Consider the following 22,550-nt stretch of genomic DNA (forward strand, 5'->3'; position numbering starts at 1 on the left):
AAGGTTTAAAGATATATAATTTGTTTGGCTTTTAATTAGATTATAATTAATAAAGCGCATATATTTGCCCCGATTTTTGGTTTTAATGTAAAAATCATTTTACATTAAATTAAAAGGGAATCTGGTTAAAATCCAGAACTGTACCCGCAACTGTAAGCTATAAAGCTTGTAACTAATTCTTTAGCCACTGACTATTTGTTGGGAAGGTTTGTTACAAGACGCAAGTCAGGAGACCTGCCTTTAATCATGAGTTAAAAACTTTCGGGATAAAAGTTTATGTACTATTTTTTTCTGTACACGAAATTTACCTGATTTATTGTAAATCAAATTTATTAAAAAATGAAAAAACAATTATTAATTGTTAGTGTATTGGCATGTAGTTTTGTCAGTACAAAAGTATTCTCTCAAGAAAAGAAAGAGAAAGTAGAAGCTTTAGATGAAGTAGTGGTAACTGCTACAAAATTTGCAACCAATAAAAAAAACGTTGGTAAAGTAGTTTATCAAATTACACAAGAAACTATTGAAAATAGTCAAGGTAAAACCATCTTAGACTTATTGAACGATGTCCCTGGAGTTGAAATTAATGGTAATTTTAGTACAAAAGGACAAAATTTAGGGTATTACATTAGAGGTGGACGAAATAGACAAGTTGCCATTTTGTTAGATGGTGTTAACGTAAATGACCCTAGTTCTTTCAATGGTGATTTTGATTTACGTCAAATAGATATCAATCAAGTTGAGAAAATTGAGGTTTTAAAAGGTGCATCCTCTACTTTATATGGAACAGGAGCTGCAACTGGGGTAATAAACATTATTCTTAAAAAAGCATCAAAGAAAGGTTTTAGAGGATCTTTTAGTTCATCAATTGGCTCTAACAGTTCAAGTGAGAACAATAGCTTATCTGCAGAAGAGTTTTCTACGAGTTTTAATTTTAATGGTACTTTAGGTAAGTTAGATTACCTTTTAGCTTTAAATGCGAATGGTTCTTCTGGTTTATCTGCAGCAGAAAGTTCAACAGCCACAGCATTTGAAGAAGATAATTTTGCTAGACAAAATGTTTTAGTAAAACTTAATTATGCATTGAGTGATCATTTTAAAATAGGATTATTAACCAGTTATGATGAGTTTTCAACAGATTTTGATGGTTTTGATTTCGATCCTGTAACTTTTGCGAGTATACCTGCAGATAGAGATAACAACTTAAACAGCGTTCAAAAGAGAGTAGGTGTGAATGCAGATTATACCTATGCTAATGGTTCTTTAAAAATTAGAACTTTTCTTACTGATATAGATAGAACAGAAACACCTTCTGAGAACTTTTTTAATGGTGAAGTGTATGGTTTTGATATTTACAACAACTACATGTTCAATGAGGAGTTTTCATTTTTAGTAGGTATAACTTCTCAATATCAAGACATGACTCAAAGAACATCTTTTAGTACTATAGAAGAAGGTTCAGGAAAACAACATTTTTATGATCCTTATTTATCTGTAAATTATATGTCTGAAAAAGGTTTAAATGTAAATGTTGGTGGTCGATTAAATATTCATAGTGAGTATGGAAATAACTTTGTTTACAACATTAATCCTTCTTATAATTTTAGAATTAATGAACATAATATCAAGTTATTTGCTTCTTACAGTACAGCTTTTATTACACCAACTTTATCTGAAATTTTTACAAAATTACCTAGTATAGATGAGTTGTTACCTGAAGAAACAACAACTGTAGAAGGTGGATTTGATATAGCTTTGGGTGATAAATTAACCTTTAATGCTACTTATTTTTATAGAGAAGAAACTAATAAAATTGGGTATGATCCAAACACGTTTCAAACCATAAACGATTTAGGAACTTTTTCTGCTAAAGGGTTTGAAACTGAAGTAATATATAGTGTTTCAAATAGTTTAAAGTTATTGGCGAATTACACTTATATAGATCGTGATGAAAATTTACTTTTGAAAATACCTCAAAATAAATTCTTTATTAAGGCCAATTATAATTTAGGTAAAAATACCTTTACTTCATTAAGCTATAGATGGGTAGATGAAACTCAAGATTTTGGAAATGTAGCTTTAGATTCTTACAATTTATTCGATTTTTTTATTAATCATAGTATCCTAGAAAATAAAGTTACTTTTTATGGAAGCTTAACCAATATTTTGAATGAAGATTTTCAAGAAATTGCAGGGTTTACTACCAGAGGAAGAAATTATAATTTAGGGGTGAAGATTCAATTATAGTAGTGGCTTATTTAATTTATTGATAATAAGTGAGTTAAATTTAACAAGCATTTATGATAAAAAAATCAATTACTGAATTAAATTTATTATATTTATACTGTAATTAAATACAACTATCTGTAAATAAATGAGTTAAAAGTTAAAGATAATTGACTTTTTTTAAAAATATATTGATGATAATTTAATGTCCCCCAATTTTTATTATTGTATGAAAAAGCCTTCTTTTAGAAGGCTTTTCTTATTAAATTAGTTTAGCAACTTCACTTTTAATAATTGCTGTTGCAGTTTCGATAACAGAAGATTTTTTACCATATTCAATTAAAATATTTTCTCTAAAATCTTGTGCTGAGTTAGATTCGTTTGCAATTAATTGTAAGTTTTTTATGATGGCTGTTTTTGTAGCGATAATTGCTTGCCAACTTTGCTCGGAAACATAAAGTTGTTGCACAAAATTATGCTCTAGCTCTTGTTCTATGTTTGCAATTAAAAGTTGAAGATAATCATTAGTATTATTAGAGATAGGTGCAACTCTAACCACTAGTTTTATGGGATTTATTCTATCACAAAATAATAACATTCTTTCATAAGCCTGCAATTTAATAGGTAAAGCTTCTTTCTTTTTATCGGAAATTAAGTCTAATTGTTTCTCTTTATTATTCTGATTAAGAAAACCTGTAAACATATAATAGGCTACAAATCCAGTTACTGCTGCAGGTAAAATGTAGGCGATACTTTCAAATAGTTTATCTTCCATGTACTAAAATAAATTTTTAAAATAGAAATAGGTAATTCCAATAATATCAGCTAAACCAATGTCCAGCAAGGTTAATATTAAAATCGATTTATTTATTTTATGTCTTTTAATGTTTTTTAAACTCCAAATATTAATATTGATTTTAAAGTCAATGAAAATATCCACCTTAAAAAATCAAGATTAATAACAAAAATAGATACAAAAAAATAAAAATATTCGGGTATTGTAACGAATTTTAATTTATTCTGATTTTCAAGCGAATTTTATTTTCATAAAATGTGAATAAAAACCAATGATCTTGCTTTATAAAAACGATTAGTTTCGCTAATTTCACACTTTCAAAAATTCTTTCAAAACAAACTATTGAATACCTATTTAGATTCTTTAAACGAACCTCAAAAACAAGCAGTATTGCAAAAAGATGGTCCTATGATTATCATTGCAGGTGCAGGTTCTGGAAAAACAAGAGTATTAACATATAGAATTGCACATTTAATGCAATCTGGAGTAGATGCTTTTAATATTTTGTCTTTAACATTTACCAACAAAGCAGCTCGTGAAATGAAAGAGAGAATTGCTGGTGTTGTTGGGCAAAGTGAAGCTAAAAATCTTTGGATGGGTACTTTTCACTCTGTTTTTGCCAGAATTTTAAGATCTGAGGCAGACAAGCTTGGTTTTCCATCAAACTTTACAATTTACGATACGCAAGATTCAGTTCGATTAATGGGTACCATTATTAAAGAAATGAATTTAGATAAAGAGCGCTATAAACCCAAGCAAATTTTGGGTAGAATCTCATCGTTCAAAAATAGTTTAATTACAGTAAGAGCCTATTTTAATAATTCTGATTTGCAAGAAGCAGATATGCATGCAAGCAGACCAAAAGTTGGTGATATTTATAGAGAATATGTAGATAGGTGCTTCAAATCTGGAGCTATGGATTTTGATGATTTACTATTGAGGACCAATGAATTGTTAGCTCGCTTTCCAGATGTTCTAGCTAAATATCAAGATCGTTTTCGTTATATAATGGTAGATGAGTATCAAGATACAAACCATTCACAATATATCATTGTTAGAGCTTTAGCAGATCGTTTTCAGAATATTTGTGTGGTGGGTGATGATTCTCAGAGTATTTATAGTTTTAGGGGCGCAAACATTCAAAACATTCTTAATTTTCAAAAAGATTATCCAGATGTTAAGACCTTTAAACTAGAGCAAAATTACAGATCTACAAAAAACATTGTAAACGCTGCAAATTCAGTAATTGCAAGAAATAAAACCAAATTAGATAAAGAAGTTTGGACAAGTAATGATGCAGGAGATTCTATAAATGTAATGCGTACCATTTCTGATGGTGAAGAAGGCAGATTTGTGGCTCAATCTATTTGGGAAAATATGATGAACCATCAATTAACTCCAGACAATTTTTGCGTACTATACAGAACAAATTCGCAGTCTAGAGCCATTGAAGACGCTTTAAGAAAAAAGAATATCGATTATACTATTTATGGTGGTATCTCTTTTTATCAGAGAAAAGAAATTAAAGACATTTTGTCTTATCTAAGAATTCTTATCAACCCAAATGATGAGGAAGCTTTAAAACGAATTATTAATTATCCTGCAAGAGGAATTGGAGCTACAACTATAGATCGATTAACGATTGCAGCCAATCATTATAAAAAATCAATTTTTGAAATTATAAAGTATATTGATAAAATTGATATTAAGATTAATTCTGGAACTAAAAAAAAGTTACAGAATTTTATGAACATGATTCTTAGGCTTCAAATAGAGGCACAAACCAAAAATGCATTCGAAATTGCAGAAGTTGTTGTTAAAGAAACTAGATTAATTAAAGATTTAGAAAAAGATGGCACACCAGAAGCTGTAAGTAAAGTAGAGAATGTTCAAGAACTTTTAAACGGAATTAAAGACTTTATCACAGATAAAATTGAGGAAGGTGAAGATGCCTCTTTAACCACTTTCTTAGAAGATGTAGCTTTGGCAACAGATTTCGATTCGAAAAAGGATAATGATAAGCCAAGTGTTTCATTAATGACCATTCATCAATCTAAAGGTTTAGAGTATTTATATGTTTATATAGTTGGTTTAGAAGAAAATTTGTTTCCTTCTGCAATGAGTATGAATACAAGAAGTGAGCTAGAGGAAGAACGTAGGTTATTTTATGTTGCATTAACAAGAGCCGAAAAAGTGGCGTATTTAAGCTATGCACAAACACGTTACAGATGGGGTAAATTGGTAGATGCTGAGCCAAGTAGATTTTTAGAGGAAATAGATGATCAATATCTGCATTATATTGCTCCTAAAATGCCTGAGCCGTCTATCAACAGATTTGTAGATAAAAGTTTGTTTGATGATGCTCCAAAAGGAATCCGTTTTCAGAAACCAATTCAACGTAAAAAAATGGAGCGAGATTTGGCAAAGAAGAAAGAAATTATCATTCCTAAAAACCTTAGAAAAGTGTCGCAAGCATCTACATCAAAAACCAATTTATTTGATGGTAATGTTGCTGTTGGTAATATTGTAGAACATAACAGGTTTGGTGCAGGAGAAGTAATTGCTTTAGAAGGTAAAGGCCCAAATCAAAAAGCAGAAATTAAGTTCAGTACAGTTGGTAAAAAGAAATTATTATTACAATTTGCCAAATTAAAAGTGATTGGTTAAAAAATAAACCATAAATAAAAATAAAGTGTTATTTTGCAACGTTTAAGAACTACAACAGTATAAGTTAGCAAATCGAAAACTTTCATTACTTAAAATGAAATTTATATTCGGTAATACACTTCACAAAAATAGATAAATGACATTCGATTTAGAATATAATTCAGAAAGAACATTAATGATTATTCCAGAGTATGGAAGACATATACAAAAACTTGTAAATCATTGTGTGGCTTTAGAAACCAAAGAAGAACGTAATAAAATGGCATTGGCAATTGTTGATGTTATGGGTAATTTACAACCGCATTTAAGAGATGTTCCAGATTTTAAACATAAATTATGGGATCAGCTTTTTATCATGTCTAAATTTAATTTAGATGTAGATTCACCTTATCCAATTCCGTCAAAAGAAGAATTGCAAGAAAAGCCAGAAGGTTTGGCTTATCCAAAATCAGCTTCTAGATATCGTTATTATGGTAACAATATTCAAACCATGATAGATGTTGCTTTAAGTTGGGAAGATGGAGATAAAAAAGAAGCATTGGTTTACACCATAGCCAATCATATGAAAAAATGTTATTTAAATTGGAATAAAGATACTGTAGATGATGCAGTAATTTTTAAACATTTATATGATTTATCCGATAAAAAAATCGATTTAAGAGATTCTGAAGAAGAACTTTCTGAAAGTAAAAACTTACTTAAGAAAAGAAATTCACAAGGACAAAATCATTCTAAGAGCAATCATAAAAAGTCTCACAGCAATAATAAAGGTAGAAAAAGATATTAAACCATGGCATCATTTAAAATAGAAGGTGGTCATAAATTAAATGGAACCATCACACCTCAAGGAGCTAAAAACGAGGTTTTACAAATATTATGTGCTGTTTTATTAACGCCAGAAAAGGTTATAGTAAATAATGTTCCAGACATTATAGACGTTAACAAATTAATTTTCATCTTAGGAGAATTAGGTGTTAAAATAGAAAAGTTAGGTAGTAATTCATATTCTTTTCAAGCAGACGAATTAAAGTTAGAATATTTAGAGTCTGAGAACTTTAAGAGAGATGGTAGTTCTTTAAGAGGTTCAATAATGATAGTTGGCCCTTTATTGGCAAGATTTGGTAAAGGTTATATACCAAGACCAGGAGGAGATAAAATTGGGCGTAGAAGATTAGACACCCATTTTGAAGGTTTTATAAGATTAGGAGCTAAATTTAGATATAATAAAGAAGAACATTTTTATGGTGTAGAAGCTGAGGAGCTTTTTGGTACAGACATGCTTTTAGATGAAGCTTCAGTTACTGGTACTGCAAATATTTTAATGGCTTCTGTTTTAGCAACAGGCACCACAACAATTTACAATGCTGCTTGTGAACCATACATACAGCAATTATGTAAAATGCTAAATTCTATGGGCGCTAACATAACAGGTGTTGGTTCTAATTTATTGGTAATAAATGGTGTAGATTCTCTAGGAGGATGTGAACATAGAGTATTACCAGACATGATAGAAATTGGTTCTTGGATTGGTGTAGCTGTAATGACAAAATCTGAATTAACTATTAAAGACGTTAGTTGGGAGAACTTAGGGCAAATTCCAAATGTATTCAGAAAACTAGGAATTCAATTTGAGAAAAGAGGAGATGATATTTATATACCAGAACAAGATTCTTATGAGATTCAAAATTATATAGATGGTTCTGTATTAACAGTAGCAGATGCACCTTGGCCTGGCTTTACACCAGATTTATTAAGTATTGTATTGGTAATTGCGACACAAGCAAAAGGTACAGTGTTAATACATCAAAAAATGTTTGAAAGTAGACTGTTTTTTGTAGATAAATTAATTGATATGGGAGCCAAAGTAATTTTGTGTGATCCTCATAGAGCAACAGTTATAGGGCATAATTTTCAAAGTGCTTTAAAAGCAACAACAATGACATCTCCAGATATTAGAGCTGGTATATCATTATTAATTGCAGCATTATCAGCCAAAGGTACTAGTACCATTCATAACATAGAACAAATAGACAGAGGTTATGAAAATATTGAAGCTAGATTAAAATCGATAGGCGCAAAAATAGAAAGAGTAGCGTAAAAAAATAAAATTCTTATTGCTAAGAAAAAGTTTCGAAAGAAGAAGAAGAGTAAATTTTGAATACCCCATAATTTAACTTTTTTAAACATGATTAGAAACTTGTATAATGAAGAATGGAAAGACATTCAGTTTGATGAAAAAATAGCCGTAAACGAGAAATACCAAATCTCTAATTATGGCAGGGTAATTAATTGTAATACAGAGGTTCCTTACCTTAGAAACAAAACCTTTATTAATGGTTATGAAACCATTTCTCTAAAACAAGAAGTGAACAAAAAATCTACAAGTAGATATGTTCACAAGCTGGTTGCCCAGCATTTTATTGACAAAGAAAATGAAGAGCAACGTTATGTAATTCATTTAGATTACGATAAAAAAAATAATGAAGTTAGTAACCTTAAATGGGCTACAAAAAGAGAAAAAGAACTGCATCAATTTAACAACCCAACTTGGGAAAGTGTGGTTAAAAAAAGAAGTAGAAATATAGGTAAACTTAGCGAAGGAAAAGTAAAAATCATTAAGCGTCAATTAAAGAATAATAGAACTAGAATTTCTATGATTGCTAAACGATTTGGAGTATCAGATATGCAAATTCATCGCATAAAAACAGGAGAGAATTGGTCTCATGTTAAAATTTAAAATAAATAGTGTCAAATTGGCACTATTTTTTTATTGGCAATGTTTTTGTCAATAAATTGTAGACAATTTAACGATTACAAAGAAATGAGTAAGAAAGAAAATATACAGGAAGAAGAAATAAAAAACGAGCAAGAAAATTCGCAAGTTGAAGAAAATCAAGATATTGAAACAAAGGAAGCTAAAAAAGAACCAACAGCAGAAGAGTTGATTCAGGCAGAAAAAGATAAGTTTTTAAGACTTTTTGCAGAGTTTGAAAACTATAAAAAGCGTACTTCAAGAGAAAGAATTGAATTATTTAAAACAGCAGGACAAGAATTAATGACATCTTTACTGCCAATTGTAGATGATTTTGAGCGTGCTTTAACACATATCGAAGATGATAAAGAAGCAGAAGAGTTAAGAAAGGGCGTACTTTTAATTTACAATAAGTTCTATAATACTTTAGAACAAAAAGGATTATCAAGAATTGAAACAAATTCTGGAGATACATTTGACGCTGAAATTCATGAAGCAATAACACAAATTCCAGCACCATCAGATGATATGAAGGGTAAGGTAATAGACTGTGTTGAAAAAGGTTATAAATTAGGAGATAAGGTTATTCGTTACCCTAAAGTTGTAATAGGACAATAATTATTGACGAATTCTTTACAAGTTAGTTATAACTGTAAATTACAAACCATAAGAAAATGGCAAAACAAGATTTTTACGAAATATTAGGTATATCAAAATCTGCAACTCAAGCAGAAATTAAAAAAGCCTATAGAAAAATGGCGATTAAATATCATCCAGATAAAAATCCAGATGATAAAGTTGCTGAAGAGAACTTTAAAAAAGCAGCAGAAGCTTATGAAGTTTTGAGTGATGAGAATAAAAAAGCAAGATATGATCAATATGGTCATGCAGCTTTCGATGGCCCTCAAGGTGGAGGAGGCTTTGGAGGTGGAGGCATGAATATGGATGACATATTTAGCCAATTTGGAGACATCTTTGGAGGTGGAGGCTTTAGTGGTGGTTTTGGTGGCTTTGGTGGTGGAGGCCAAAGGCAAGCTAGAGTTAAAGGAAGTAACATGAGAATTCGTGTTAAACTTACTTTAGAAGAAATCGCTAAAGGAATTGAGAAGAAAGTAAAAGTTAGAAGAAAAATACAGGCAGATGGTGTAAAGTATAAGACTTGTGATACTTGTAATGGATCAGGTCAAGTAATGAGAGTTACGAATACTATATTAGGTAGAATGCAAACTGCAACTACTTGTACTACTTGTTCTGGTGCTGGAGAAATTATTAGCAGTAAACCAAATGGGGCAGATGCTCAAGGTTTAGTGGTAAAAGAAGAAACAGTTTCTATTAACATTCCTGCTGGTGTAACAGAAGGAGTGCAGTTAAAAGTAGGTGGTAAGGGTAATGAAGCACCTGGTAAGAATTCTATTGCAGGAGACTTATTAGTTTTGATAGAGGAAATTCCACACGAAAAATTAAAAAGAGAAGGCACAAATATTCACTATGATCTATATGTAAACTTTTCAGAAGCAGTTTTAGGAACAAGCAAAGAAGTTGAAACGGTTACAGGTAAGGTTAAAATTAAAATAGATTCTGGTACTCAATCAGGTAAAATTTTAAGATTAAAAGGTAAAGGTTTACCAAGTATTGAGAGATATGGAACAGGAGATTTCCTAATTCATATTAATGTATGGACACCTCAAGAATTGAACAAAGAACAAAGAGAGTTTTTTGAAAAAATGTCTGAGGATGAAAACTTTTCACCAAATCCAAATACATCAGATAAATCGTTTTTTGAGAAGGTAAAAGACATGTTTTCTTAAAAAAATATTAAAATGATAATACTGAGTTAATTAATTCGATTTATCATAATAAAATATATTTTAAAATGTAGTATCTTTACAGTGTTATTGGGCAACCAATAACACTTTTTCTTTTTCATAGCAATTTTTCCCACTCAAATTTTTAATTTGAGTGGGTTTTGTTTTGAAGGATAAACTATAACATAATCATAATTTAAGCAGACTTATCTTATCGCTTTAAATATTTTTAAAGAGGAAAGTCCGGACACCAAAGAGTATTCATAGCGGATAACATCCGTCCAACGTAAGTTGAGGACAAGTGCAACAGAAAGCAAGTACAGTTAGGCTGTAGTGAAACCAGGTAAACTCTATGAGGTGCAATGTCATGTATATTAGAGCTTGAGGGCTACTCGCTCGATTCTAAAGGGTAGGCAGATAGATTTTAAAAGTAATTTTAAAACTAGATAAATGATAAGAACCAATTATATTGGAACAGAATTCGGCTTAAGAGTCTGCTTTTTATGATTAATTCAAAGAAATGCTGTTTTTCAGCGTTTTTTTTTGGAATTATACCCCAATTTTGAGCAAATAGCATTTTTTTATTTATTAATTACTGCAATCTATTATTTATTTTTCAAAATTGATTTTATTACCTTAAATTTGTCATACTAAATTTAAAAATCACAACTAAATATGGCATTTGATATTGACATGATCAAACAGGTTTACGCGAATATGACTGAACGTGTGGACGCTGCTCGTAAAATTACAGGTAAACCACTTACGCTAGCAGAAAAGATTTTGTATTCTCACTTATGGGAAGGCAATCCTACAAAAGAATTAGAAAGAGGTAAAGATTATGTAGATTTTGCTCCAGATAGAATTGCATGTCAAGATGCAACTGCTCAAATGGCATTATTACAGTTTATGCAAGCAGGTAAAGCTAAAGTAGCTGTGCCAACTACTGTTCATTGTGATCACTTAATACAAGCTAAAGAAGGTGCTGCAACAGATTTAAAGCACGCAAATAATACAAGTAGTGAAGTTTTTAATTTTTTAGAATCAGTTTCTAATAAATACGGAATTGGATTTTGGAAACCAGGAGCAGGTATTATTCACCAAGTAGTTTTAGAAAACTATGCATTTCCTGGAGGAATGATGATTGGTACAGATTCACATACAGTAAATGCTGGTGGATTAGGAATGGTAGCTATTGGAGTAGGAGGTGCAGATGCAGTAGATGTAATGGCTGGTATGGCTTGGGAATTAAAATTCCCAAAATTAATTGGTGTTAAGTTAACAGGTAAATTATCTGGTTGGACAGCTCCTAAAGATGTAATCTTAAAAGTTGCAGAGATATTAACTGTTAAAGGTGGTACAGGTGCAATCGTTGAATATTTTGGGCCAGGTGCAACTTCTATGTCTTGTACAGGTAAAGGAACTATTTGTAACATGGGTGCAGAAATAGGTGCAACCACATCTACTTTTGGTTATGACGAATCTATGGAGCGTTATTTAAGAGCTACAGATAGAGAAGATGTTGCAAATGCAGCAAATGAAATTAAAGATTATTTAACTGCAGATTCTGAAGTTTATGAGAATCCAGAACAATATTTTGATCAAGTAATTGAAATTAATTTATCTGAATTAGGACCGTTATTAAACGGACCTTTTACACCAGATTTATCTACTCCAGTAGGTGCTGCAATGGCAGATAAGGCTAATGCAAACGATTGGCCTTTAGCTGTTGAATGGGGATTAATTGGTTCTTGTACCAACTCTTCTTACGAAGATTTATCTAGAGCCTCTTCTATTGCACAACAAGCTATCGATAAAGGTCTTAAAATTAAGGCTGAATTAGGTATAAATCCTGGTTCTGAGCAAGTTAGATATACTGCAGAGAGAGATGGTATTTTAGGCATTTTTGAAAATTTAGATGCTAAAATCTTTACAAATGCTTGTGGACCATGTATTGGGCAATGGGCAAGATATTCAGATCCTAAAAATGCACCAAAAAATAGTATAGTTCACTCTTTCAATAGAAACTTTGCTAAAAGAGCAGATGGTAATCCAAATACTCACGCATTTGTTGCATCACCAGAATTAACAGCAGCAATTGCAGTTGCAGGTCGTTTAGATTTTAATCCTTTAACGGATAAATTAATCAACGAAAATGGTGAAGAAGTTATGTTTGATGAGCCAACAGGTTGGGAATTACCTCCAAAAGGTTTTGACGTAAAAGATAATGGTTACTTAGCTCCTGATGAAGATGGCAGTGGAGTAGTAGTTTCTGTAAGTGATGATTCAGAAAGATTACAATTATTAACACCTTTTACTCCTTTAGGTAGTACAATTAATGGTGCTAAATTGTTAATTAAAGCATTTGGTAAATGTACTACAGACCATATTTCTATGGCTGGACCTTGGTTACGTTTTAGAGGACATTTAGATAATATTGCAAATAATACGTTAATTGGAGCAGTAAACGCATTCAATAAGAAAACAAATTTTGTAAAAAATCAATTAACAGGTGAGTATGATGCTGTTCCTGCTGTACAAAGAGAGTATAAGAAAGAAGGTATTAAAACTGTTGTTGTTGGAGATCATAATTATGGTGAAGGTTCATCTAGAGAGCATGCAGCAATGCAACCAAGACATTTAGGTGTTGCAGCAGTAATTGTAAAATCTTTTGCTAGAATTCATGAAACTAACTTGAAAAAACAAGGAATGTTAGGTTTAACGTTTGCTAATGAAGCTGATTATGATTTAATTCAAGAAGATGATACATTCAACTTTGTAGATTTAAATGAGTTTGCTCCAGACAAACAATTAACTTTAGAGATTGTGCATAAAGATGGTAGTTCTGATACTATCAAATTAAATCACACATATAACAAAGCTCAAATTGATTGGTATAATGAAGGTTCTGCTTTAAATTTAATTAAAAAGCAAAACGCATAATCAATTAAATGATATGTAAAACTCCTGAAGAAATTCAGGAGTTTTTTTATGCTCTTTTTTTAAGAGCTATTATTCCCAATAAAGGTCCTATTCCTAGAAGCATATAAATAAAATTAGATTGAAAAGCCAAACTCAGTTTGGTAAAAATCAAGATACTTATAATGGTTATTGCGTAACCTATACAATTAACTATGGTTAAGGCAGTTCCTTTGTTTTTTGCATTTACGTTATTGGCAACCAAGGTTGAAAACATGGGTGAATCTCCAATCACTAAAAAGCTCCATATCATTAAAAAACTAATAAATAGGGTTTGATTCTCGAGCAAGAAAGCAAAAGGAGAAATTAAACAGCATATAAAAGATCCTGTTAAAAAGATAAATGAAGTTTTTTTTACGCCTATTTTATTTGAAATATAGCCTGTAAATATACAGGATATGCTACCTATACCTATAATTACAAAGGAGAGTAATGAAATATCAATATTTAGGTTAGCATACAATTGATTATAAGAAACTAATAACACAGGAACTAAGGCCCAAAAAGTATACAGCTCCCACATATGACCAAAATAACCAAAGGACGCTTGCTTAAATTTTGGTTGCTTAAAAACAGAAGAGATAATTGAAAGGTCAAAACTGTTAGATTTTTTTCTAAAAGGACCATTTTTAACAAAAAGAACCAATAATATACCACCAGAAATAGATAATACAGATGTAGTTGTAATTACAAATCTCCAAGAAGTTGTAACGAATAAATCTTTTATTAAATGGGGTAGAGCAGTACCTAAAACCAATGCTCCAACAAGATACCCTAGAGATTTGCCTAGACCTTTATCATAATAATCAGTGGCAATCTTCATTCCTACAGGATAAATTCCAGCAAGAAAAAATCCTGTTAAAAATCTAAAAATCAGTAAATAAGGTAACTCAAAAGTTTCAAGTACAAAGGAATAATTAAATAGTGCAGCACAAATTGCGCTAATAAAAAATACTTTAGATGGTGAAAAACGATCACTTATTGTAAATAGCGCAAATAATAAAGTTCCTATAATAAAACCAAACTGTACTGCAGATGTTAGGTAACCAATTGCATTTGCTTCTAAATGATATTCGTTAATAACAGCATTCATGACTCCATTTGTAGCAAACCATAAAGAGGTGCAACAAAACTGAGAAATTACAATAATAGGAAGTATGTATTTTGGTGTTTTCATTGGTTTACGAAATTAGCATAAATTAAAGATTATTCAAGGCTAAAAATTTCTATTCATCATTACTTTATCTATATTTGAATTGATGAAAAATGTCAAGATAATAGAATGTCCTAGAGATGCAATGCAGGGAATAAAATCTCACTTTATTTCTACTGATAGAAAGGCTTTGTACATAAATTCTTTATTAAAAGTTGGTTTTGATACTATCGATTTTGGAAGTTTTGTTTCACCAAAAGCAATACCTCAAATGAGAGATACTGCTGATGTTTTAGCCAAACTAGATTTAAGTAAAACCAACAGTAAATTACTTGCAATTATTGCCAATTACAGAGGGGCTGAAGATGCTGTTCAATTTGAGGAGATTGATTATTTAGGTTATCCATTTTCAATTTCTGAAAATTTTCAAATGAGAAACACACATAAAACTATTGATGAATCAATAGTTACTCTTGACAAAATTTTAAACTTAGCAGATAAATCTAAAAAAGAAGTTGTTGCGTATTTATCTATGGGATTTGGGAATCCTTATGGAGATCCATGGAATGTAGATATTGTTGCTAGTTGGACAGAGAAACTTTCAAGGATGGGAGTTCAAATTTTATCCCTTTCAGATACAGTTGGTACATCTACACCAGATGTAATTGATTATCTATTTTCTAATTTAATTCCACAATATCCAAAGATTGAATTTGGTGCTCATTTACATACAACTCCAGACAAATGGTTTGAAAAAGTAGATGCTGCTTTTAAAGCAGGATGTTTACGTTTTGATGGAGCCATAAAAGGTTATGGTGGTTGTCCTATGGCTAAGGATGAGCTTACAGGTAATATGCCAACCGAAAAATTATTAAGCTATTTTACTGCTGAAAAGGCTGAAACTAATGTAAAACCAATGAGTTTTGAAAGTGCATATAACAAGGCTTTAGAAGTTTTTAATTAGATTTTTTATTCTTATCCGTTTACTTTTAAGCTAGTCGATTCTATTTTTTTCTAAATTCTTAATGTTCTGTTAAATTCCGAATACAGCACATAATTTAATTGGATAGCGTTAATGTTAAGTTTTATTTTGTCTAACTTTACCTAAAATAAAATAAACAAAATAGAATTATGAAAAAATTTAAATTACTTTTTTTATTCGTCTTAACAAGTTTGGTGATCACAAGCTGTAATGACGATGATGATTTAATGGTTCCTGAACCTTCTGGAAACACTGTTGTGTACCAATTGGGTTCTAAAGACGTAGATGGTATTTTTGGTAAAGCCACATTCGTAGAAAACACAGATGCATCTGTAACAGTTGTGTTAGATATAGAAGGCACACCATCAGATGGTTTACATCCAGCTCATATCCATTTTAATACAGCAGCAGAAGGTGGAGACATCGGTTTAACTTTTACTCCAGTAGATGGTAACTCAGGTTTAAGTGCAACTACTTTTACTACATTAAACGATGGTACTGCAATTTCTTATGCAGAATTACTAGATTTTGATGGTTATATTAATGTACATTTAAGTGCAGATGAATTAGGTACTGTTGTAGCTCAAGGAGACATTGGTCAAAATGCATTAACAGGTACATCTATGATGTATGATTTAGGTGAGAAAGATGTTAATGGTATTTCAGGTAATATTACTTTTTCAGAAAGAAATAATGGTGAAACTTTAGCAGTTATAGAATTAGATGGTACTCCAGCAGGTGGTTCTCATCCAGCACACATCCATGCAAATACAGCTGCAGAAGGTGGAGATATTCTTTATACTTTTAATCCAGTAAGTGGAGATACAGGAGTTAGTGTTACAACTTTAAGTTCTTTAATGTTTTCTGCAATAGCAGATATTGATGCTTACGTTAACGTACATTTAAGTATGGATAACTTAGGAACAATTGTTGCGCAAGGAGATATAGGACAAAATGATTTAACTGGTACTACTAAAGTTTATGATTTAGGAGAAAAAGATGTTGCAGGAATTTCTGGAGACGTAACTTTTTCAGAAAGAGTAAATGGTGAAGCTTTAGCAGTAATTAATATTGCAAATACTCCAGCAGGAGGTATGCACCCAGCACATATTCATGCTAATACAGCAGCAGAAACTGGTGCAATTCTATTTACTTTTAATTTAGTAGATGGCGATACAGGAATGAGTGCTACAAACGTAGATACTTATACTTATGCAGATATTTTAGACTTAGATGCTTATGTAAACGTGCACTTAAGTGCAACTGCTTTAGGAACAATTGTTTCTCAAGGAGATATAGGGCAGAATGATTTAACAGGATCTACAATCGTGTATGATTTAGGAGAAAAGATGTTGCAGGAATTTCTGGAGACGTAACTTTTTCAGAAAGAGTAAATGGTGAGCTTTAGCAGTAATTAATATTGCAAATACTCCAGCAGGAGGTATGCACCCAGCTCATATTCATGAAAATACAGCAGCAGAAACTGGTGGAATATTATTTACTTTTAATGTTGTTGATGGTGATACTGGAATGAGTGCAACTAATGTTGATACTATAGCTTACAGTGAAATTGAAGCTTTAGACGCTTATGTAAATGTACATTTAAGTGCAGATAACCTAGGTACAATTGTAGCTCAAGGAGATATAGGTAGAAATGATTTAACTGGTGATTCTAAAATGTACACTTTAGCTGAAAAAGATGTGGCTGGAATTATGGGTACTGCAACTTTTTACAAAAGAGTAGATGGTAGTGCTTTAGCAGTTTTAGATATTGAAAATACAGTAGCTGGTGAAATGCACCCTTCTCATATTCATGAAAATGATGCAGCAACTGGTGGTCCAATCGCATTTTCTTTCAACCCTGTAAATGGTGATACTGGAATGAGTATGACTCAGGTTGAAGAATTAGACGATAACACAACAATTACTTATGATGAGATTTTAACTTTTGATGGATATATTAATGTTCACTTAAGTGCAACTCAATTAGGTACTGTAGTAGCTCAAGGAAATATTGGTTCTAATGAATAATTAGAGTTCTAATAATAAAATTAAAACCCATCAATTAATTGATGGGTTTTTTGTTTTATGTTGTTATTTTTGAATAAAGATTTAAGTAAAGAAATTCAGGATGAAAATTACCATTAGAATCATAATTGCTCTTACAATTTTAATATTAGGCTCTTGCAAAAAGGATGATAATAAAATAGCATTTACCTTTTTACAATTAAATGATGTTTATGAAATAGCTCCAATTCAAGGAGGTGAATTTGGAGGGTTAGCTAGAGTAGAAACTGTTCATAAAGACCTTTTAAAAGAAAACTCCAATATTATGCTTTTAATGGCAGGTGATTTTTTAAATCCTTCTTTAATAGGTACTTTAAAATTAGATGGCCAAAGAATTCGAGGTAAACAAATGATAGACGTTATGAATGCTATGAATTTCGATTTGGTAACTTTTGGAAATCATGAGTTTGACTTGTCTCAGAAAGATTTACAAAAAAGATTGAATGAAAGTAATTTCCCTTGGATTTCTGCTAATGTAAAGTTGATTAACGAACAAGAAACCACGCCATTTTATAAAGTAATCAATAATAGTAAAGAATATATTCCTGAGACTTATATAAAAGAATTTACTGACGAAGATGGTACAAAAATCAAAATTGGTTTTGTAAGCGTATGTATACCTTCAAACCCTAAAGCGTATGTGAAATACGAAAACATGTTCAATAAAGTAAGAGAATCATATACCAATTTAAAAGATTCTGTTGATGTTGTTTTTGGTTTAACCCATGTTAAAATTGTAAACGATAAAAGAATTTCGAAATTACTACCAGAAATACCATTAATTATGGGTGGTCATGAGCATACAAACATGCGAGTTGAAACGGAAAACGGAATCATAACAAAAGCAGACGCAAATGCTAAAACCGTTTATATTCATAGAGTAGAGTATGACAAGATTACAAAGAAAGTCAATATAAAGTCTGAGTTAAAAGAAATTAATGTTTCTATAAAGGAAGATGAAAAAGTAGCTAAGGTTGTTTCTAAATGGCAAACGATTCTAGAAAAAGAAATTAAGGAGGTTTTGAAAAACCCTAATGAAATAATTTATAAAACTAAAATTCCTTTAGATGGTAGAGACACGCCTATAAGAAGTGAACAAACTAATTTAGGTAAAATTATTACAACATCCATGTCTTATGCTTTTAATGATAAGGTAGATTGTGCTCTTGTAAATGGAGGTTCTATAAGAATTGATGATCAACTAATGGGTGATATAACTCCTGTTGATATTTTTAGAGTATTGCCTTTTGGTGGTGCAATTGTGAAAGTTAAAATTAAAGGACGATTACTAAAAAGAGTATTAGATTATGGAGAATTAGCTTCAGGCACAGGCGCTTATTTACATAGGTATAATGTAAAGTGGGTAGAAGATAATTGGTTTATAAATAATAAGAAATTAGATATTACAAAAACATATACTGTTGCTTTTTCAGATTATTTATTAAAGGGTTTTGACATTCCTTTTTTATCTAATGAAAACAAAGAGGTTTTATCTGTTTATCATCCTAAAGAAGATGAAGTTGCCTACGATATTCGAAAGGCAGTAGTAAATTATTTAAAAACAAAGTAGTTATAAAGTAAAAAGCTCAAGATATTCATCTTGAGCTTTTTTTATTTATTTAAGAATCTCTTCTTTTTCTTCCAAATCCTCCAGGTTTTCTGTCAGATCTGCTAGATGAAGAAGATCTTCTATCACTTCTATCACCTCTATTTCTTCCTCCACCATTATCAGAACTTCTTCTAGATGATGAACCTTCAGCACTTCTTCTTCGTCCAAAACCTCCATCTTTTTTACCAAAAGATTTCTTTTTTCCTCTTCTTCCTCCTCCTGAACGTTCTTTTTTTGTAATTTCTACGTTTACAGATCTACCATCAAAATCTGGCTGATTAGAAGCAAAAGCATCTAAGGTTTCACTCTCAAAATTCTTATCAATTTCAAAGAAAGAAAACGTATCTAGAATATCTATAGCTCCAATTTCTATCTTATCACCAATATTCTGGTCGTTAATTAAACCAATTAATTTGGCAGGATTCAAACTGTCTTTTCTACCAATATTGATGAAAAAACGAGTCATATTATCTGCAGTTGCTCTAGCTCTAGAATTCTCTCTACCTAAATCATTCAAGTCTTTAGAGTTTTCATAGTAAGCCAACATTGTGTTGAACTCTAAAGAAACAAACTTTTGTATTAATTCTTCTCTGTCTAAATCTTTTAACTTATCGTAAATGCTAGGTAAAAACTCTTTAATTTCAGACTCATTAACCTTTGTATCATTTACTTTATCAATTAAATTCATTAATTGATTTTCTACAATTTCTTTTCCTGTAGGTACTTTACCTTCAACAAATTTTTGTTTTATGATACGTTCTATAACACGTAATTTCCCTTTTTCTCTATTATTTACTAAAACAATAGATACACCTTTGTTACCAGCTCTACCAGTTCTACCACTTCTATGTGTGTAATTTTCTATTTGGTCTGGTAATTTATGGTTAATTACATGAGTTAATTCAGTTACATCTAAACCACGTGCTGCAACATCTGTTGCTACTAAGATTTGAATGGTTTTCTTTCTGAATTTCCCCATAACAGAATCTCTCTGTGCTTGAGATAAATCTCCATGTAGAGAATCTGCATTATAGCCATCCTTAATTAAATTATCTGCAACTTCTTGAGTCTCTCTTCGAGTTCTACAGAAGATAATTGCATAAATATCAGGATTTAAATCTGCTATTCTCTTTAAAGCAGGGTAACGTGTTCTTTCTGTTACTGCATAATATTCATGACTAACGTTTTCTGAACCAGAATTCTTTTCTCCAGAAGTTACTTCTACAGGAGTAGTCATATAATTTCTAGCAATAGCTTCTACTTCTCTAGGAAACGTTGCAGAAAATAGTAAGGTTTGTTTGGTTTCTGGTGTAGCTTCTAAAACTTTGTCTAGTTCTTCCTTAAAGCCCATGTTTAGCATTTCGTCAGCTTCATCTAAAACCAGCCATCTAACATTGCCTAACTTTAATGCTCTTCTATTAATTAAATCTACAGTTCTACCTGGAGTACCTACAACAATTTGAGATCCTTTCTTTAAAGATCTTATTTGATCTTCCATGCTAGAACCACCATAAACCGTTGTTACTTTTACATTTTTTAAATATTTGCAAAAATCTTTAATATTATTACCAATCTGAACTGCAAGTTCTCTTGTTGGCGATAATATAATGGCTTGAACATTGTTATTATCTTCTTCTAAAAGTTCTAAAATAGGTAAACTAAATGCTGCAGTTTTACCTGTACCTGTTTGAGCAAATGCTTTTAAATCTGTATCAGAAGATATTATTTGTGGAATTGCTTTTTCTTGAATAACAGTTGGTTTTTCGTAACCTAAATCTGTTAATGCTTTGATGATAGGTGCTTTTAGCCCTATTTCTTTAAATGTTGACATTTCTGTGATTTTGTAGATTCACAGAACGCCCACCTGTAAATCTGATTATAAATTCGACCTGATTTTAAATGAGTTACACTCAAAAATAAAATCGTGCAAATGTACTACAAATAAAATGAACTGAAGAAGAATGTGGATTTTATTACTTTTTATTCAAATTCTCTAGGTAAGGAATAAGATTATTAGAGTATAAAGAGGCATAGCCATTTACCACTTTTCCATTATGATCTACCAAAATAGTTCTAGTCATTTTACTACTTAGAAAAGTTTGTGCTAAATTGTCTTTGTTAATGTAGAATTGATTTTTAATATCTAATTTTTCAATTTTATCTTCATCTTTACCATCTGTCTTAATAATATGAAAATTGATTTCTGGAAATTTTTCTGACAAATAAATCACTCTAGATGATAAATAAGATTTTGACACATATTCAGGATTCCAGAAAAGTAAAAAAGAATTTTTATTCTTGATTAATTTATGAATAGAATGATCTGCATTTGTATAATCTGTAATTTCGAAATGTGGCAACTCGTTTCCTAAGGTAATTGCCTTAGAATCATTTAATAAACTTTGTATCTGAGTTTTATCCTTTTCGTTGGTAGATGATTTTAAGAATAAATCAAAAGCCTCTAAATTAATCTGATCTGAAGATTTATTGTAAAAATGACTTACTAAAGTTTGCTTTAAAAAGGCATTCTTAGTGTTTTGAGATTTTATTCTATTGTCTATAATATTTAATAAATCTAACGTAAAATCTGGAGTGTATTTATTTCTCATAGGTTTATGACCTTGAGCATATGTTTCATTATACAAATAGTTTCTGATGTACCTTGAGTAAGGAGGAAAATACATCATGGTATCTTTATTAATATCTATATTCTTTCTATAATCATAAAAAGAGGCATCAACTTCTGGGAAGTTTCCATCTTCAGCATATTTAGAATAAATGATAGGGTATCTTTCAAATCTAGAATAAATAGGGAAGGTGAGTGCTACTTTTAAAACTTCATTAAACCCTTCTGTTTCATTTGGATGTTCTAAAATATAGTCATTATAAGTAACCAACTTAATGGCTAACAATGAATCTGTAACCTTTTTAAATACTTCTGGTTGTTGCTTATTTAATTTGTAAAAATTCTTTTTTTCTTTCTCATCTTCTAAGAAACAGTCAATTAAAATGTTGTTTCTCTCAGCACCTTTACCCGCAAATACTAAAGTCTCATCAAAATCCCAAGTGTTTAAACGTAACATTAAACTATCTGTAGGTTCAATATAAATGTATTGATTTTCATTACCATGGACAAAATAATACAAACCTTCGTTTGCCTCTTTTAACTCGCCAATAAATTTTTGATTTTCATCTAAAAGAAAAGTATCAATTACCTGCTCCATTGAATAAAGGATTACTTTATTCGATTTCGGATTAATAATCTTACCTCCAAAATAAGTGGTTTTTTCTTTAACTTCTCTATCACAGCTAGTTAAAAAACCTATTGTAAGTATTTGTAATAAAATTAATATTTTATTATTCATATAATGTTGTGGGTATAACTCATACAAAAATAAGTATTCATTAGAGTTGCTCTTGTTAATACGTTGTTAAAAATATTCTAAAAAATTTAGCTTAAAATTTTAACGATTTACCTTAAAAACACCTAGTATATCTGCCTTAAAACAAATCAATT

Annotated in this window: 16 protein-coding genes, 1 other RNA gene and 1 riboswitch; of the genes, 13 read left to right on the plus strand and 4 right to left on the minus strand. The window is 30.7% G+C overall.

All coding sequences use genetic code 11. From position 1 onward, the window contains the following. Positions 1-60 precede the first annotated feature (60 nt). A riboswitch (cobalamin riboswitch) is annotated at positions 61-257 on the plus strand. A gap of 82 nt (positions 258-339) precedes the next feature. Next, positions 340-2,244, plus strand: coding sequence for a TonB-dependent siderophore receptor (locus tag MED152_RS01590; RefSeq protein ID WP_015480096.1), 1,905 nt, complete (start codon positions 340-342; stop codon positions 2,242-2,244). A 241-nt stretch (positions 2,245-2,485) separates the two neighbouring features. Here the strand turns inward: MED152_RS01590 and MED152_RS01595 are convergent, their stop codons facing one another. Continuing rightward, a complete protein-coding gene (locus MED152_RS01595; RefSeq protein ID WP_015480097.1) occupies positions 2,486-2,998 on the minus strand; it encodes a hypothetical protein in 513 nt (170 codons plus the stop codon). A gap of 363 nt (positions 2,999-3,361) precedes the next feature. Here MED152_RS01595 and MED152_RS01600 point away from each other — a divergent pair, with 363 nt between their 5' ends. From MED152_RS01600 to MED152_RS01630, 8 genes are all read left to right on the plus strand, one after another. Beyond that, on the plus strand, positions 3,362-5,686 hold the full coding sequence (locus tag MED152_RS01600) for an ATP-dependent helicase (RefSeq protein ID WP_015480098.1): 2,325 nt from the start codon (positions 3,362-3,364) through the stop codon (positions 5,684-5,686). Positions 5,687-5,822: 136 nt separating this feature from the next. Then, positions 5,823-6,473 (plus strand): DUF4290 domain-containing protein, encoded by a 651-nt coding sequence (locus MED152_RS01605; protein ID WP_015480099.1) that lies wholly within the window; start codon positions 5,823-5,825, stop codon positions 6,471-6,473. A 3-nt stretch (positions 6,474-6,476) separates the two neighbouring features. Continuing rightward, on the plus strand, positions 6,477-7,784 hold the full coding sequence (gene murA / locus MED152_RS01610; protein ID WP_015480100.1) for a UDP-N-acetylglucosamine 1-carboxyvinyltransferase: 1,308 nt from the start codon (positions 6,477-6,479) through the stop codon (positions 7,782-7,784). A gap of 87 nt (positions 7,785-7,871) precedes the next feature. Continuing rightward, positions 7,872-8,423, plus strand: a complete 552-nt coding sequence (locus tag MED152_RS01615; RefSeq protein WP_015480101.1) for an NUMOD4 domain-containing protein — start codon at positions 7,872-7,874, stop codon at positions 8,421-8,423. An 84-nt stretch (positions 8,424-8,507) separates the two neighbouring features. Next, positions 8,508-9,056 carry a nucleotide exchange factor GrpE gene (locus MED152_RS01620; protein ID WP_041383284.1) on the plus strand — a complete coding sequence of 183 codons (549 nt, stop codon included), beginning with the start codon at positions 8,508-8,510 and terminating at the stop codon, positions 9,054-9,056. A 56-nt stretch (positions 9,057-9,112) separates the two neighbouring features. Next, positions 9,113-10,246, plus strand: coding sequence for a molecular chaperone DnaJ (dnaJ, locus tag MED152_RS01625; RefSeq protein WP_015480103.1), 1,134 nt, complete (start codon positions 9,113-9,115; stop codon positions 10,244-10,246). A gap of 194 nt (positions 10,247-10,440) precedes the next feature. Then, an RNA gene (rnpB, locus tag MED152_RS13445) (RNase P RNA component class A) lies at positions 10,441-10,748 on the plus strand. 170 nt (positions 10,749-10,918) lie between these two features. Beyond that, a complete protein-coding gene (locus tag MED152_RS01630) occupies positions 10,919-13,186 on the plus strand; it encodes an aconitate hydratase (protein WP_015480104.1) in 2,268 nt (755 codons plus the stop codon). 46 nt (positions 13,187-13,232) lie between these two features. On the opposite strand, the gene MED152_RS01635 is transcribed toward MED152_RS01630, so the two are convergent. Continuing rightward, positions 13,233-14,399, minus strand: a complete 1,167-nt coding sequence (locus tag MED152_RS01635) for a nitrate/nitrite transporter (protein WP_015480105.1) — start codon at positions 14,397-14,399, stop codon at positions 13,233-13,235. Positions 14,400-14,481: 82 nt separating this feature from the next. Between MED152_RS01635 and MED152_RS01640 the strand changes: the two genes are divergently transcribed. The 4 genes from MED152_RS01640 (at position 14,482) to MED152_RS01655 (ending at position 18,994) form a co-directional block, all read left to right on the plus strand. Then, the gene (locus tag MED152_RS01640) at positions 14,482-15,339 is read left to right on the plus strand and encodes a hydroxymethylglutaryl-CoA lyase (protein ID WP_015480106.1); all 858 of its coding nucleotides are present in this window, start codon (positions 14,482-14,484) and stop codon (positions 15,337-15,339) included. A 167-nt stretch (positions 15,340-15,506) separates the two neighbouring features. Beyond that, positions 15,507-16,733, plus strand: coding sequence for a CHRD domain-containing protein (locus MED152_RS13465; RefSeq protein WP_015480107.1), 1,227 nt, complete (start codon positions 15,507-15,509; stop codon positions 16,731-16,733). Positions 16,734-16,800: 67 nt separating this feature from the next. After that, a complete protein-coding gene (locus MED152_RS13470; RefSeq protein WP_015480108.1) occupies positions 16,801-17,388 on the plus strand; it encodes a CHRD domain-containing protein in 588 nt (195 codons plus the stop codon). 100 nt (positions 17,389-17,488) lie between these two features. Next, on the plus strand, positions 17,489-18,994 hold the full coding sequence (locus tag MED152_RS01655; protein WP_015480109.1) for a bifunctional UDP-sugar hydrolase/5'-nucleotidase: 1,506 nt from the start codon (positions 17,489-17,491) through the stop codon (positions 18,992-18,994). Between the two features lie 49 nt (positions 18,995-19,043). Here MED152_RS01655 and MED152_RS01660 read toward each other — a convergent pair whose 3' ends face one another. Together MED152_RS01660 and MED152_RS01665 are read right to left on the minus strand one after the other, a co-directional pair. After that, positions 19,044-20,864, minus strand: coding sequence for a DEAD/DEAH box helicase (locus MED152_RS01660; protein ID WP_015480110.1), 1,821 nt, complete (start codon positions 20,862-20,864; stop codon positions 19,044-19,046). Positions 20,865-21,006: 142 nt separating this feature from the next. Further along, a complete protein-coding gene (locus tag MED152_RS01665) occupies positions 21,007-22,398 on the minus strand; it encodes a hypothetical protein (RefSeq protein WP_015480111.1) in 1,392 nt (463 codons plus the stop codon). Between the last annotated feature and the right edge of the window lie 152 nt (positions 22,399-22,550).

It is taken from the genome of Polaribacter sp. MED152 (genome assembly GCF_000152945.2).
Taxonomy (GTDB): domain Bacteria; phylum Bacteroidota; class Bacteroidia; order Flavobacteriales; family Flavobacteriaceae; genus Polaribacter.